We start from the raw sequence: 15,992 nt of genomic DNA on the forward strand, positions 1-15,992 counted from the left end.
CAAAATGGTTTTGTCCCGCCCTCCATCTATCAGCCCTTAATTTTCAATTTACAAAGTTACTCCGGTCTTGAAGATGGCTATTTCCTTGTAGCCTTTCTTTTCGTTGTTCACGAATTCACCGCTTGCTACTTTGATGATATATTCGATGAAGCGTTCGCAGGTTTTCTTCATCGGTTCGTTCTCGACGATAACTCCGGCGTTGAAGTCTATCCAGCCCGGCTTGTTCTTTGCCAAAGTGGAGTTGGTGGAAATCTTCATGGTCGGCACATAGGTTCCGAAGGGGGTTCCGCGTCCTGTGGTGAACAGCACCATGTGGCATCCGCAAGAGGCAAGGGCAGTGGCGGCTACAAGGTCGTTTCCCGGAGCAGACAGCAGGTTCAGTCCCTTTACTTTCAGGCGTTCGCCATATGGAAGTACCCCTTCCACGTAGCTTGTGCCGCATTTCTGTGTGCATCCCAAGGCCTTGTCCTCCAATGTAGAGATGCCACCCGCCTTATTTCCCGGAGACGGGTTTTCACCTACCGGTTCACCGTGTGAGAGGAAATATTCCTTGAAGTCATTAATCAGCTTCACCGTGTCCTCAAACAGCTCTTTGGTGCGGCAGCGGTTCATCAGGATGGTTTCTGCGCCGAACATTTCCGGCACTTCCGTCAGTACGCTGGTGCCGCCTTGTGCTACGAGGAAGTCGGAGAACATGCCCAGTAGCGGATTGGCGGTGATACCGGAGAAACCGTCCGAACCGCCACACTTCAGGCCTACGCGCAGTTCGCTTAAGGGAATATCCTCGCGCTGGTCCTGGATGGCTTTGGCATAAAGTTCGCGCAGCAGTTCCATTCCTTCTTCGTATTCATCACCCACTTTCTGGGTCACCATAAACTTTACGCGCTCCTGGTCATAGTCTCCCAGGAACTCGCGGAATACATCCGGCTGATTATTCTCGCACCCCAAGCCTACCACGAGTACGGCTCCCGCATTGGGATGCAGCACCATGTCGCGGAGGATTTTCTTTGTATTCTCGTGGTCGTCGCCCAACTGGGAGCAGCCGTAGTTATGGGGATAAGCCATGATGGCATCCACGCCCTTTCCGCCCGTTTCGCGGCGCAGGCCTTCGGCAAGCTGGTTGATGATTCCGTTCACGCAGCCCACTGTCGGAATAATCCATATCTCGTTGCGCACACCTACGTCGCCGTTCTTACGTTTGTACCCTCTAAAGGTTAGGTTTGGCGCGCCGGTATTGAGGTTTAGGGTTGTAGTATTGAGGTCTACGTTGACGGGGTTGTAAGTGTATTCCAGCAACCCGGACAAGTTGGTCTTGATATTGTTTTCATTCATCCAATCCCCCTGCTTCTGCGCTTTCCGGGCGTGGCCGATGGGATATCCGTATTTAATGACGTTTTCGCCTTCCGCAAAATCTTTCAGTGCAAATTTGTGTCCGGCAGGAACATCCTCGTTCAGGGTGATTCCCTTTCCGTCCACCGTGAGTTTTTCACCGGCCGGGAGTGCTGTGATAGCCACTGCAACATTGTCGGCAGGGTTGATTTTCAGGTACTTTGCCTCCATCTTTTAAATTTTCCATTTACCATCTACAATGTACAATTTGGCTGCGCTGCGCTAGTATTAGTCCCCTTCCGCATGGTCGAATTGTACATTGTAGATGGTACATTGTACATGCAACTATTTATTGTAATAAAACTCTATATTCTCCTTCGTCAGCAAGTCAATCGGCATGAAGTTTTCCCTTGTGATTTCCTTCTTCAGAATCAGGTATTCGCACAAGGCCTTGATGCCGTCGAATCCTTGCAGGGTGGGCTGCTGTGCTATGAGGAAGAAGATGCTTCCTTGTTTCAGGCAGTCTACGTTGCGTTGCAGCAAGTCATAGCCCATCAGGTTGAAGTCTTTTTTCTGCTTCTTCAGCAGGTATTCCCCGATGATGTATGCTTTGGAGTTGAAGGTGATTCCGTTCTTTACGGTAGGATGCTCTTGGAAGAACTCGTCCAGCATCAGTGTGTCTTCGCTGTCGCGCTTGGCATGCAGGTCCAGTTCCCAGATGCGGCAGGCGGGATGATGCTCCTGCATGTATTCGCGGAAACCTATTTCGCGGCGTTCCTGCTGGTTCGACCCCACGATGCCTTCATTTATCTTGCGGAAGATGACGATTTCCTGCGCGTTTTCTCCGGCAAGCAGCATCAGCATGCGGGCGGCAAAATATCCGCTCTGGTGCGAGTTCTGCCCGTAGAAGGAGAGGGCGGGCTCTTCCTTTATGTTGGAGTCTATATATATATAAGGTATATTATGTTGCGTCAGCTCATCCGTGAAGGGCTTGGTGTATTGCGGAACGGTGGGGGCAAACATCACTCCGTCCGGCTCCAGTGCCAGAATCTGTCCGGAGGCTTCCGCGAATGAATGATAGTCATACGGGTCATAGTAGGAGAGGTGCACGGCCACGTTGAAGTCAGAGTAAGTCTCTACGGCGTTGTGTATGCCCGTCTCCACGTCTGTCCAGTATTCACCTTTCTCGTGCAGTGGCAGCAGGCAGGCAAATGCGTACTTCTTGTTCGAAGCCAGTGCGCTGGCATACATATTGGGCTGGTAATCCAGTTGTTTCAGGATTTCTTCCACCCGCTTCCGGCTGGACTCGGACACACCGCTACGCCCGTGAATCACACGGTCGACGGTTCCCACGGATACATCGGCCATCTTGGCGATATCCTTTATTCTGACTCTTTCCATCTGTATATTTACGATTTAACGATTTACGATGTACGATTGATGTTGCTTTGGCTACGATTCTACAATGTAATCTCAATCGTCTAATCGTAAATCGTCCCATCGTACATCTTCTTGTGCTCGCACACAATTATAATCTTAATATTTTCGATACAAATATATGATAATTTTTTGTATTTCAAAAATTGTTGTATCTTTGTGCCCGTACACGAAGACTATGAAGAACGAATATTATTTTGATTTACTCTCCATAGTTTCAGGTGTTTAGGTTCTGTTTATACCTCGAAATGATAAATTGAAAGGAAACAAATTAATTTCATATTAAAATAAAACATAGAAAGATTATGGGAAAGAAAGTAGTTACATTAGGTGAAATCATGCTGAGGCTGTCTACTCCGGGAAACACCCGTTTTGTGCAGTCCGACTCTTTTGATGTGGTATATGGCGGCGGCGAGGCCAACGTGGCTGTCAGCTGTGCCAACTACGGACATGATGCTTATTTTGTAACCAAGTTGCCGAAACATGAAATAGGCCAGTCGGCTGTCAACGTATTGCGCAAGTATGGCGTAAAAACAGATTTCATTGCGCGTGGTGGTGACCGTGTAGGTATCTACTATCTTGAGACCGGTGCTTCCATGCGTCCCAGTAAGGTAATCTATGACCGTGCACACTCTGCCATTGCCGAGGCAGATGCGGCAGACTTTGATTTCGATGCCATCATGGAAGGTGCAGACTGGTTCCACTGGTCAGGTATCACTCCCGCCATCTCCGACAAGGCCGCCGAGTTGACCCGCCTGGCTTGCGAGGCTGCCAAACGTCACGGCGTTACGGTGTCGGTAGACCTCAATTTCCGTAAAAAACTCTGGACCAAAGAAAAAGCCCAGTCCATCATGAAGCCTTTGATGCAGTATGTGGATGTCTGTATCGGCAATGAAGAGGATGCTGAACTCTGCCTGGGCTTCAAGCCCGATGCAGACGTGGAAGGCGGCAAGACGGACGCTGAAGGCTACAAGGGAATCTTCAAGGCGATGGCGAAGGAATTCGGCTTCAAATACGTAATCTCTACGTTGCGCGAGTCTTTCTCCGCTACCCACAACGGCTGGAAAGCAATGATTTACAACGGCGAGGAATTCTACGAGTCAAAGCGTTACGACATCAATCCTATCATCGACCGCGTAGGTGGCGGCGACTCTTTCTCAGGTGGTATCATTCACGGCCTGCTGACAAAACCCAACCAGGGTGCCGCCCTCGAATTTGCAGTAGCCGCTTCCGCCTTGAAGCACACTATCAACGGTGACTTCAACCTTGTTTCCACAGAAGAGGTAGAAGCGCTGGCAGGAGGGGATGCAAGCGGACGAGTACAACGCTAAGCTCATTTACGATTTGACGATTTACGATGTACGATTGAAATTACTTCTACAGTGAACTCGGAGGAATTGAAAATACGATTGAAGGTGTTCTCTTTGAGAATAATCAAGATGGTAGATTGTATGCCTAATCGGATTTCGTCAATGGCTATAGCTAAACAAATAGTGCGTTCAGGGACTTCACCTGCTGCCAATTATAGGGCAGCTTGTTTGGAAAAGTCTGATAAGGATTTTCTGAATAAACTGAAAATGGTAGAGGAAGAACTGGATGAAACTATACACTGGTTGGAAATTATTGCTGAAAGTGAGATGATTCCTGCTAATAAACTGCTTGGGTTGCAACAAGAGGCGCATGAATTGTATAAAATAATAGTGAGTTCTATTGTCACTACAAGAAATCGGTTAGCAAAGGAAGTTTGAATCGTCAAATCGTAAATAAAAAGAATAGATATAAAGTAAAGTAATATTAATCGTAAATCGTAAATCGTCAAATCGTAAATAAAAAGATGAGTAAATTTGATAAAATCGCAGTATTGAATAAGATTGGTTCTACCGGCATGGTGCCCGTCTTTTATCATAAGGATGCAGAAGTTGCAAAGAAAGTTGTAAAGGCTTGTTACGATGGAGGTGTTCGTGCGTTCGAGTTCACGAACCGTGGTGACTTTGCCCACGAGGTGTTTGCCGAAGTGGTGAAATTTGCGGCAAAAGAGTGCCCGGAGATGGCTATGGGTGTAGGTTCCATCGTTGACCCTGCTACTGCGGCGCTGTATTTGCAGTTGGGTGCATGTTTCGTTGTAGGCCCGTTGTTCAACCCGGAGATTGCTAAGATTTGTAACCGTCGCCTGGTAGCCTATACTCCGGGATGCGGAAGCGTTTCAGAAGTGGGCTTCGCGCAAGAAGTAGGGTGCGACCTCTGCAAGATATTCCCGGGCGACGTGCTTGGTGCCAAACTCGTGAAAGGTCTGCTGGCTCCGATGCCCTGGTCCAAGCTGATGGTGACCGGTGGGGTGGAGCCGACTCAGGAAAACCTGACCTCCTGGATTAAGGCGGGTGTGTTCTGCGTAGGTATGGGTTCCAAACTCTTCCCGAAGGATAAGGTCGCTGCCGAAGACTGGACTTACGTTACAGAAAAATGTAAAGAAGCTTTGGGGTATATTGCCGAAGCAAGAAAATAAATAAGAAATTCATTTTGTTTAAAGGTGTTTAAAGGGGACAGCTATCGAAGCGTTTCGGCGCTTCGGTGGCTTGTTTTTTACTGGAAAGTATACTCCCGATGAACAACAAACTGTTTATAAGTGTAAACTACACCCTTAAACTCTAAAACAATGTTATAAAACATGCGAAAAATGTGCCGGTATTTTGCGTGCGCGGAGAAAACACTTACCTTTGCAGTGCAGTTGGGAAACTGCATTTGGATTTGATAAATAATAAAAACAGTTTTCAATAAAGGATATTAGTTGTTAGGTAAAAGGATTGAAAATAGATTTTTTTCATAAGCTAAATGTTTTGAATAAATAGGTAAATTAGGTAAAGGTAAAAATTGGATTTTGAAGTTTTCAGAATAGGTAATTGAAGTTTTATTTTTCAGGTAAAGAGAAAGATTGATTTTTAGGTAACATTGACGCAGTTTAAAAGAAAAGCCTTTAAGGCTTTTCTTACAGGGGCGAGGGGTTCGTGAGAGCTTGCTCGTTTTTTTATTCCTATATTCTTCGCATTTTTTGTATATTTTGTCCGGACTCTACTTCTTTTTTGTATCTTTGTGTCGGATACCCATTAAAAACAAGCAGCAACTCTAAAGCTTAAATAGCTCTGAATTTGGAACATATATTGAATATATTCGATTGGCTTTTATACATATGGTTTGCAATAAACATACTGTATCTATTGGTTTACAGTCTGGCGTCACGCCGGCGTGACCTGCCTCTGCCCCCTCCAGCCAAGGAACACAAGCGTTTTGCCATACTGATTCCTGCCTACCGCGAAGATGCCGTGATACACGAGTGCGTCCATTCATGTCTGGAGCAGGATTATCCCGCCGACTGTTTTGATACGGTTGTCATTTCGGACCGTATGCAGCCCGAAACCAACGCTTCCCTCGCTGTGCTTCCTGTCCGCCTGGTTGAAGTGCATTTTGAGAAAAGCACCAAGTCCAAATCTCTGAATGCCGCCATGGCTGCCATCGGCAATGACTATGACATCGCTTTGGTGCTCGATGCGGACAATGTCATCCCTTACGATTATCTGAGTGATATTAACGACCTCTTCGCCAATCCGGAAGTCGAGATTGTGCAGACCCACCGGAGTGCCAAGAACCTGAACAATGACATGGCCCTGCTCGATGCCATCAGTGAGGAAATCAACAATACCATTTTCCGTCTGGGGCATGCCAAGCTGGGCTTGTCGGCTGCCCTTATCGGTTCCGGTATGGCGTTCCGTTATGACTTGTTTCGTGATACGATGGCTGACATCAAGGCTGTGGGCGGTTTCGACCGTGAATTGGAGCTGACCCTGCTCTATCGCGGCAAGCGTTTTTATTATCTGCCCGAAACCTTTGTGTTCGATGAGAAGATACAGAACACCGGCGATTTCTCCCGTCAGCGCCGCCGCTGGCTGTCGGCACAATGGCACTACTGCCAGACTTTCGCCAAGTTTCTGTGGAAGGCGCTTGTTGCGCGTAACTGGGACTTCTGCGACAAGCTTTTCCAGCAGCTTTCCATTCCCCGCCTGCTGTTGATGGGCTTCACGTTCCTCTTCTCCGTGTTGTTTACGGTTTATCGCTGGACATGGGGGCTGAAGTGGTGGCTGCTCTTGGTGTTGCTCGCTGTCGCACTGCTCGTTGCCGTTCCCAAAAGGTTCTGCACCAGCCGCCTGGCAATGGCCCTGCAAAAGATACCCTATACATTCCTGCTGATGGCAGGAAACATCTTCAAGCTGAGGGGAGCAAACAAGACCTTTATACATACCAGGCATGGGGTGGCGGAAAAATAGAAAGGGATACACAATAAACAAGTCTATAAGCAAACAAATGATATACGGAAAAATCACTTTAGAAGATTGGCGTACAGTCTGTGTAGAGGGAGAAGAGCCGGAATCTTCTTTTGAAAGTTATAATCTGAGACTTTTCTTTTTCGGAACTTTGTATAATCGGGACACCTTGCAGGCAACTCCGGATGATACCAATGCCAAGCTTGCTGCTGATGCGTTTCTATCCGATCCGGCATATGGCTTTTCACGCCTGGACGGTTCGTTCACCATAGTATATTATTCAGAAAATGAATGCGGAGTGGTGCGCGACCATCATGGCACGCATTATCCCGTCTATTGTCACATTGATGGTAATTTTGCCACTTCCTGGCAATTTTTAGAGGACCAACTGGAAGAAAATTTCGAGCCTAATCTGGTTTCATTGAGTACATTCCTTCAGCGTGGCATTTTGAAGAAGAATAATTTCGCCCTATTCGATGTTCATTCTTTAGGTGCCGGCGAAAAGTTCTACATGTTGACAGAGCTTGGTTATCTGATGCCGGTTTGGGCTTCTGTAAAGTTAGAGACACAAGCGAAAGTACATTCCATGTTTGATTCGCTGAAGGAAAGAAATCCCAGCTTATATGAAAAGGTGGCAGATGACATTTATTGTCTGAAGCGCGACAGCGTTTTTGAGCATGAACCCAAGGTGGCGACTGAACGGAATCCGGATGTAGAAACCTACTCCCGCCGTTATGGAGAATTGCATGCGCAAGCCATCCGCCGGCGTATCGGCCATAGCCGCAGGGTAGGTATCCTGCTGAGTGGCGGCTATGATTCCGGTTCAAACCTTGCTGCGCTGCGCAGCATTTACGACGGCCAGATTGACTCCTATTCCGTGGGCTTTAAAGGAGATGCCTGGACGGAGCTGCCCATGGCCCGTCTGATGTCTGAAACCTTTGGTACCCGCCACCACGAGTACGAGATTGACGGTACGGAAACCAGTGCCTTGCCCGACATTGTCCGTTTTCTGGGTGAGCCTTTTATGGAAGGCGGGCTGATGGTAAACTATTGTGCCATGCGCATGATAGGCGATGACAAGCCCGACGTGATTCTGGGAGGTGACGGCAGTGACCAGTATTTCGGTACTTCCGGTCGCGAAGTGGCGTTGCATTATCTATCCGCCCGCATAGGATTGCGTCCCTTGCTACGTGGCATCAGCCGTCTGCTGGAGCATGAAACCTTTGATACCGGTGGAAAGCTTTCCCGCATCAATTTCCATTTGGATAAGATACTTCATATTCTGGAAGGGGAGCGTTTCGGCTTCTCCGATTCTGCCTTGTGTGCCCTTCTGCAAAATCCGAAAGAAGATTTTGAGCCGGTAAAATCACTACGGCCCGATATCCATAGTTTCGAACATCTTTACGCGCAGCATGCCATTCTTTCCGATTTGGAGACTGTAATCAACCGTATCATTCTTTTCAAGGCTTCCAGCATGGCACGCATGTTCGGTAACAATCTGACGTATCCTTTTATGGACCTGGAGCTTTTCCATTTCCTGCAGGAGCTGCCGGTAGGGTTGAAGTGCAGGGGCAACAGTGTACTGGACATTGCGCGGGGCCGTTCCGTTTCTAAATATCTGTTAAAGCGCCATTATAAACCTTTACTTCCCGAGGCCATTACCTTGAAGAAGAAGCAGGGCGGTTTTGCACCTATGCCACTGTTCTTCCGTGATAGGGCCCGACGTGCTTTCTTTAAGGAATTTATTCTTGCTTCCGGCATTATGGACAACTATCTGCGTCGTGATGCAGTGGAGAAGTTTCTTACAGATTATGAACAAGTTGCAGAGAAGGAGGGTGGTTGGTTCTGGCATAGGCAGAACAAGGCTTTGCAATATTTCAATCTGTTGACGCTTGTTGTGTGGTGGGAAGAGTTTGTGGAAGGCCATGAGGTGAAATTCTGAAAATATGATTGAAAGCATGAAAGTTTCCATTATTGTTCCGGTTTATAATGTTGCCAAGTACATAGAACGGTGTTTGTTGTCCGTGTTGGACCAGACTTGGCAGGATTTGGAAGTCATTCTTGTGAATGACTGCACTCCGGACAACTCTATGGAGATAGCCAGACGGGTGGTGGCTTCGCATCCGCGCGGAACGGTGGTGAGATGTCTGGAACATGAAGAGAACAGAGGGCTTTCTGCTGCAAGAAACACCGGTATTTCAGCGTCTGTTGGCGATTATCTGTACTTCTTGGATAGCGACGACTATATTTCAGCGAATGCAATAGAGCTTTTGGCGGATGCAGCGGTGCAGAAGCGACCGGATTTTGTGATAGGCAATTACGAGGTGACCGGCGCCAGACGTTGGGCTCCTCCTTTATCATTAGGCACCGGGTTTTATGAAGGGAATGCTCTTGTACTTTCCACTTATGTGCAGGGAAAATGGTATGTCATGGCATGGAACAAGCTGGTGAGTCGTCCCCTCGTTTTGCAGCATAAACTCTACTTCCAGGAGGGCATTGTACACGAGGATGATTTATGGTCATTTAAGTTGGCATGTATGTCTCAAAGTATGTATGTCGTCAATGAGACCACTTACTATTATTCCATGCAGCCAGATTCCATCATGCGAGCGCCGTCTATGCGTAATTTGGAATGTCGTGTGCTGGTGCTTGGTTATATCTACGACTTTATCCGGTCTTCCCGGTGTTTGCAGGATAACCGGCTGATATATATATACTTTGAGAGTCTGAAGGCGAAATATTTTGACCGTATTCTGTATTTCACGAAAGACACATCCTTTCATTATCAGAGTTATTTGGTATTCAGGAACAAAAAGTATGCGTCTTTGTTGGAGATGACGGGCCTGCGTCCCGAATGGAAGCTGATGCTGCAGAACATCCATTATGTGCTTCCTACGTATGCCGGCTATCTGTATTTTAAGGCTTTTGTAAAGTCAGCCTACTATTTGTTGGTGTTGTCTATAAAAATGAAGGCAGTGTTTCATGCAAAATGAGCGAATATGAATAATCTTCCGGAAATATCCGTTATAGTACCCGTTTATAAGGTAGAAGAGTACTTGCCCCAGTGCATTGACAGTATTCTTGCACAGACCTTTACGGATTTTGAGCTGTTGCTGGTAGATGACGGGAGCCCTGACCGTTGTGGGGAGATTTGTGAAGAGTATGCCGGGAAGGATACGAGGATACGGGTGTTCCATCAGGCTAATGCAGGATTGAGCTGTGCCCGGAATACTGGTTTGATGAATGCTCGTGGAAGATATGTAACCTTTATTGATTCAGATGATTATGTAAAGCCTTGTTATCTTGAAAGGCTGTACGGTGCATTGCCTGCCGATAAAACGAAGGAGGGAGTAATAGTCGGTTCTCTTGATGCGTATCTGCCAAATGGGGACTTTCAAACGTTTCACGTTCCCGAACAAGATATAGCTTCGGAACAGATGTATCTTATATTGACAGACTTGATAGACAAGCGTGTTGCGTACGCAGGCAGCAAGCTATACGACCATCGGATTATCAAGCAATACCGGGTGGGCTTTGTTCCTTTTGTTTCCGGACTGGAAGATATGCTGTTTATGTTGGACTACCTGATGTATGCGGATTTTATGGTTATTCGTGATTACAATAATTACGTTTATAGAGTAGGGTATTCTGTAGATGTGTTGTCTGTGCGTATAAACAGCTTTCCGGCAGAATATGCAGCATTCTCCAATTTTTTGGAAAGGGTCTATGTGTATCAAAAGAAATTTAATTTGGAGGATAGCTCACTGGATAGAACATGGAATTCATTGACTGTCTTTTTCCATAAAGTGATTTTGGCCATCTATAAACCAGAGCATAAGTATACCCGGCAGGAACGGTTGTCTTTTTTACATCAAGTCCTTTTATCAGACAAAGAATGGATAAGACGATTTTTTCTTCCACAGTATAAAGCGGATGTGTTGGGCAAATTCTTGCTTTGCAGGGTGGGGGCATCGGCTTTTGATGGGTGGATGCGTTTCTTGTCAGGTATAAAATTCAAGAAAATGTTTGGAGCGAAATAACGGAGGGCATTATGAATATCTTGTTTATACATCCTGTCATGTTCCATCCCCAACGGGGAGGGATTGAAAGAGTAAGTGACCTTTTGTGCCGTGAATTCATAAGACGGGGACACCATGTTCTTTGTTTACATAGTGTGCGGGATGAAAGCCGCATGGATTATGCATATCCTGCATCCTCTTATTTTTTCCCATATCAGGTTCGGGAAGTAGAAAAGAACGGGTTGTTTTTCCGTAGTTTCCTGCAAGAGCACCGTATTGATATGGTCATAGACCAGGACCCGCAGACTTATTATACATTATATTCCTTCTCTAAAACCTTGCGGGACGTGTATATTATTTCCGTGATACATTATAATCCTCTTGGCATATATCATCATTTGGGAGAGTTCGTAATGTGGGTATCAGGAAAAAACACAATCATGGGAAAAATCAGAAAGGTGGCCCGTATCCTCAAAATTCCCATGCTTAAGTATGATTACAAGCGTACATTACAATCAGATTATGGAGGCATTTTTCGATATACAGATGCATTATGTTTACTTTCCTTGAAATTTCTTCCTGATTTGTGGCAGATATATTCAAAAGATTTGAGCCGGGTGATTGCCATCCCCAATCCGAATACATATCCTGCTCAAGAAAATACAGATTTTCTCAAGAAGAAGCAGATATTGTATGTAGGCCGGATAGAGTGGCGCCAGAAGCGTGTAGGACGGCTGATTGATATCTGGAAGCGTATATATAAAAAATTTCCCGATTGGGAGTTGGTCATTGTGGGAGACGGGCCGATAAGGCAGACATTGGAACAGAAAGCCTTAAAGATGGAACGGGTTGTTTTCACCGGTTGGCAAGACCCTGAACCATTTTACCGGGATGCAAGCATCCTATGTCTGACGAGTGACTTTGAAGGGTGGGGAATGGTATTGACCGAAGCCATGACATTCGGGGCGGTTCCGGTGGCGTTCAATTCGTATGCAGCTATCACAGATATTATTGATGATGGGAAGAACGGATTGTTGGTTCCTCCGTTCTCGCATAAGGAGTTTGCCCGGAAGTTGGGCTCATTGATGAAAGATGAAGAACTGCGCAGGGAGATGTCAAAAAATTGTGTGCAGTATGTGAGGCGCTTTGACATACAGAATGTGGCGGACGAGTGGGAAAATGCCTTTGACCGACTGAAATCAACAGCTCGTCAATGATGCCTTTTCAGTATCCGGTGAGCGAATGCACGTATGCCCGGAGTGAAAAGATAGAGCAACGAGCAGGTCAATATCCCATAAGTGGAAATCAGAATCATTCCATAGAGAATCCAATGTGTAAAAGAGCTTTCCGGTGTAAAGTCATTGCTTGGATAGAGATGGTAGCATACTATTCCCGGCAGCAGTATAATCAGCAGATGCTTGATGTAGCCCATCCAATAGTGAAGAACGGGTATTTTGAATCCTTGCGAATAAAGAAAGTAAGGTTTCCAAATGACTATGATGAGAAATAGGCTGGTTATGTTGCCCATCAAAATTCCCGGCAGTCCCCAAAAATGTCCGGCAATGATGGCAACAGTCAGGTTGATGATTACTTCCGCAATGGGAGCCCAAGTATCTTGAAATAAACCATACCCATAGGTAAATTGGTCTATGGCACCTCGGGTGTAGCTGATGAACGAGTTGATGATAATCAGATACAGAATATGTTGGGGCAATACGTATTCACTTCCCAGCCATAATGAAATAAAAGCGCCGGTCAGTCGAATCAGGGCAAATGAAATGGTTCCGGCTATCAAGAAACGGATACCCATCAACTCCCAGAATACTTGCTGGATACGTTTGGAATCACCTTCGGCTATCAGGTTACCTACTCCTGCATTGGTACTCCCTAATAGGTTGCTGATAAATATACTTATCTTATCAATAATGAGCGTATAGTTCCCATAGTAAGCCACAGTTTTGAGTGAGACGAAGGCATATACCAGGAAGGGAGTGGTTTGGAACTGTACGAAACTGCCCAGTTTATGGACAAAGAGCTGTTTGGTATACCGGGTTACTTCCGGATATTTCTTGAAAAGCAGCTTTCCTTGTTTCACTTCGCTTTTCAGCCAAGGGTATACCTGGTTGACTTTCCAGTTCAGGATAATGGAATAGACAATGCCCAGCAGAAGTTCCAGGCTAATCCATAGGTAATAGTTGCCCGTATAATAGACTAATCCCATTTGCAGACAAGTCTTTATCAGTACGGCACTTTGAAAATAGGCTGTCACTACATAGTTCTTCTGGTCTGCTCCCAAAAGGGTTTGCTTGTAATTGGCAAAATATCCTATTAGTGAAGTGGTCAGATACGAGAAAAATGCAAAATAGATGACGCCTAAATCAAAGACATTATTGGGGAATATCAAGGGCAGGAAGCATGCCAAGGCACATCCTGCACTTAGAATGATAAAACCGATACGGCGGTAGATGAAACCGAAAACGGAAATTATTTCATTGATTTTCTTTTCATCGTGTTCAAAGAGGGGTTTATACAGAACGTAGCCGATGGCTGTGCTGATACCCAATTCTGCAAGGTTCAGAAAACCCAAGAGATTGTTCAGTGTACCTATCAGCCCCATAAAGTCTGCGCCCAATGCATCCAGAAAGATTTTTCTGGAAAAAAATGATAGGGCTAAACTCAGGAAATAAAAAATGAGATTAACCCGCGCATTGAGCAATGATTTTTTAAGGCGTGACTCCTGAGGCATAAGTTTTTTGTTATTACCAGCAAAAGTACACAAAAAAATAGTATGCTCCCTTTTTTTGTGTATTTTTGTAGGTAAATGGTTGAATAATGAATTTATGGAGAAATGGCTGAGTTTTATTGTTCCGGTATACAATGTGGAAGATTATCTGTCTGAATGTGTAGATAGCTTGTTGAATCAGGATGTTCCGTCAGAGCTATATGAGATAATACTCTATGATGACGGGTCTACTGACGGAAGTCTGCGGATAGCACAGAAATATGGGGCTGATTATGCTAATATCCGTGTTTTTACCCATCTTAATTCCGGAGCGGCTGAAACTCGGAATGAAGCCATTGAAAAGGCGGTCGGCAAATACATCTGGTTTGTTGACAGCGATGATTTCATTGCTCCCGGCTTGTTGTCTCGTTTTTATGAGAAGACCCGCGAAAGCCATTTGGACATGCTGATATTCAATAATGTGGCTTTTGAAGACGGCAAATGCAGGCGTTTTGTCGGATTTGACGTACCTGAATCACCGATAAAGACGGGGATAGAGCTCTATCAGGATTTCTATTACAATCCGGTACTGACCAATCGCTTGATACTCCGTGACCTGCTGATAAAGCACCGTTTGCGTTATATTCCAGGGAATAAGGCAGAGGATTGTGTGCTGAATCCTCTTTGTTTTTATCATGCCAATGCTGTCTGTTCACTTCCGGTCGATGCTTATTATTATCGGATGCGTAGTCAGTCGGTGTCTCATCATGTTGATAATCAGAAAAGAATTATAGAGTCTTTATTGGAAGGGCTCGAAAACCACAGTGACTATGTGAAAGAACATCCGGCCCCTGATTTCTGGATGAGGGTTTGTGTACACGATATACGACGGGTACACATTTGGCTGGATACAGCTTGTGATAATAGAAAAGAGAAAGGCGAGTTCATTGGCCGGGAGAGATTGGCTCTAAGGTCGGCGTTAGAGCGATTGCCTTTCCGGTTGTCCATTGATTATGCTGTCTTATGTCTGGCTTCGCTTTCCCCTCTGTTGATACTGGATGTGCAACGTTTTTTACGTACAATGAAACGATGGATAAAAAGATGAATACTCTTCCGCTTATAACGCTGGGCATACCTATTTATAATGCTGCGGGTCTTATAGAGCGTACATTATTGTCTGCCCTTAACCAAACGTATCCGAACATTGAATTTATTTTTGTCGATGATAAAGGGGATAGTATGGATATAGTTCGCAGGGTAGCCGGGGAACATCCACGCGGAAGTGCTGTCCGTATTATCGACCAAGTGGTCAATCAGGGTACGGGGGCGGCACGTAATACCATTGTCGAGAAGGCGACGGGGGAATATCTGTTTACAATGGATTGCGACGATGTGCTTATACCGGAGTGCATTGAATTGCTGTATAATAAGATGCAGGAACATCCAGTGGATTTTGTGGCGGCATCCTTCGTCCGGCGTGATTTGGAAGGAAAAGTGTATCCCGGTGGATGCCAGTACGAGGATACTCTAATTACTGATGGAGATTATGCAGTGGCTAAATATCGTTACGGACGGGGGCAGAATATCTTTGTAGCTACTTGGAACAAGCTTTATCGGACGGATTTTCTGCGCAAAAATGAGGTTCGTTGTATTCCTCATTATCTGATTGATGACCCTTGGTTTACGTATCAAGTGATATTGCGGGCCCGTTCTTGCCGCTTGTTGCCGGATTGTACACTGTTCTTTACTTATAATCCTCAATCGGTCACCAGTTTGAAAGAGCTGCAAGGGTATTCAGAGTTTTTGACAGAACAATATATTGGTACGCAGTTGTTGAAGTCTGGGTATATACACTCTTTGACCGGCGAGTCTTTCTATAACGGACTGATGTTGGACATCATGAAAATGAGCCTTTATCATGCCAACCGGGTATATGCTTCTGCATGTATTTCGCCGGAGAAGAAGCGGCAATATCTGGAAAATCTTTTATCCCGCCATTTTTCTTATCCGTCACATTGGCATTTGGATAAAAATTTGATGAAGCTGCTTCCTTTTCTTCTGTTCTATATGATGCCTATGGCCGCTAAAAAGTGGTTGGTTGGCTTCATGGTCAATATAAATCTGAAGGATAAGGTGAAGCGCTGGCTTCATTTTTAGCAAGTGGCATTGTTG

The 15,992-nt window shown here is 45.6% G+C and carries 13 protein-coding genes; 10 read left to right on the top strand and 3 right to left on the bottom strand.

Annotated features, from left to right (window positions below; genetic code table 11):
• Positions 1–48: 48 nt before the first annotated feature.
• Both DW896_RS03875 and DW896_RS03880 read right to left on the bottom strand, forming a co-directional pair.
• Positions 49–1,560, bottom strand: coding sequence for a UxaA family hydrolase (locus DW896_RS03875; RefSeq protein WP_009038288.1), 1,512 nt, complete (start codon positions 1,558–1,560; stop codon positions 49–51).
• Positions 1,561–1,674: 114 nt separating this feature from the next.
• A complete protein-coding gene (locus DW896_RS03880) occupies positions 1,675–2,730 on the bottom strand; it encodes a LacI family DNA-binding transcriptional regulator (RefSeq protein ID WP_009038289.1) in 1,056 nt (351 codons plus the stop codon).
• A gap of 341 nt (positions 2,731–3,071) precedes the next feature.
• Here DW896_RS03880 and DW896_RS03885 point away from each other — a divergent pair, with 341 nt between their 5' ends.
• From DW896_RS03885 to DW896_RS03920, 8 genes are all read left to right on the top strand, one after another.
• On the top strand, positions 3,072–4,097 hold the full coding sequence (locus tag DW896_RS03885; RefSeq protein WP_008664335.1) for a sugar kinase: 1,026 nt from the start codon (positions 3,072–3,074) through the stop codon (positions 4,095–4,097).
• A gap of 51 nt (positions 4,098–4,148) precedes the next feature.
• Positions 4,149–4,514 carry a four helix bundle protein gene (locus DW896_RS03890; RefSeq protein ID WP_009038290.1) on the top strand — a complete coding sequence of 122 codons (366 nt, stop codon included), beginning with the start codon at positions 4,149–4,151 and terminating at the stop codon, positions 4,512–4,514.
• Between the two features lie 86 nt (positions 4,515–4,600).
• On the top strand, positions 4,601–5,269 hold the full coding sequence (locus tag DW896_RS03895; RefSeq protein ID WP_009038291.1) for a bifunctional 4-hydroxy-2-oxoglutarate aldolase/2-dehydro-3-deoxy-phosphogluconate aldolase: 669 nt from the start codon (positions 4,601–4,603) through the stop codon (positions 5,267–5,269).
• A 640-nt stretch (positions 5,270–5,909) separates the two neighbouring features.
• On the top strand, positions 5,910–7,082 hold the full coding sequence (locus DW896_RS03900) for a glycosyltransferase family 2 protein (RefSeq protein ID WP_034529734.1): 1,173 nt from the start codon (positions 5,910–5,912) through the stop codon (positions 7,080–7,082).
• A gap of 37 nt (positions 7,083–7,119) precedes the next feature.
• Positions 7,120–9,021 (top strand): asparagine synthase C-terminal domain-containing protein, encoded by a 1,902-nt coding sequence (locus DW896_RS03905; RefSeq protein ID WP_009038293.1) that lies wholly within the window; start codon positions 7,120–7,122, stop codon positions 9,019–9,021.
• Positions 9,022–9,037: 16 nt separating this feature from the next.
• Positions 9,038–10,072 carry a glycosyltransferase family 2 protein gene (locus DW896_RS03910; RefSeq protein ID WP_229031896.1) on the top strand — a complete coding sequence of 345 codons (1,035 nt, stop codon included), beginning with the start codon at positions 9,038–9,040 and terminating at the stop codon, positions 10,070–10,072.
• Positions 10,073–10,078: 6 nt separating this feature from the next.
• Positions 10,079–11,119 (top strand): glycosyltransferase, encoded by a 1,041-nt coding sequence (locus tag DW896_RS03915; RefSeq protein ID WP_005827459.1) that lies wholly within the window; start codon positions 10,079–10,081, stop codon positions 11,117–11,119.
• 419 nt (positions 11,120–11,538) lie between these two features.
• Positions 11,539–12,315: a glycosyltransferase gene (locus tag DW896_RS03920; protein WP_229031895.1), complete on the top strand. Its 777-nt coding sequence runs from the start codon at positions 11,539–11,541 to the stop codon at positions 12,313–12,315.
• Here the strand turns inward: DW896_RS03920 and DW896_RS03925 are convergent.
• Positions 12,309–13,844, bottom strand: coding sequence for a lipopolysaccharide biosynthesis protein (locus DW896_RS03925; protein ID WP_005827464.1), 1,536 nt, complete (start codon positions 13,842–13,844; stop codon positions 12,309–12,311). The genes DW896_RS03920 and DW896_RS03925 overlap by 7 nt on opposite strands.
• 94 nt (positions 13,845–13,938) lie before the next feature.
• Here DW896_RS03925 and DW896_RS03930 point away from each other — a divergent pair, with 94 nt between their 5' ends.
• Positions 13,939–14,925, top strand: coding sequence for a glycosyltransferase (locus tag DW896_RS03930; RefSeq protein WP_005827468.1), 987 nt, complete (start codon positions 13,939–13,941; stop codon positions 14,923–14,925).
• Positions 14,910–15,977 carry a glycosyltransferase family 2 protein gene (locus DW896_RS03935; RefSeq protein ID WP_005827470.1) on the top strand — a complete coding sequence of 356 codons (1,068 nt, stop codon included), beginning with the start codon at positions 14,910–14,912 and terminating at the stop codon, positions 15,975–15,977. Before DW896_RS03930 ends, DW896_RS03935 begins: the two co-directional genes overlap by 16 nt.
• Positions 15,978–15,992: the final 15 nt, after the last annotated feature.

The sequence above is a fragment of the Bacteroides sp. AM41-16 genome, assembly GCF_003603495.1.
In the GTDB taxonomy this organism is placed as follows: domain Bacteria; phylum Bacteroidota; class Bacteroidia; order Bacteroidales; family Bacteroidaceae; genus Bacteroides; species Bacteroides uniformis.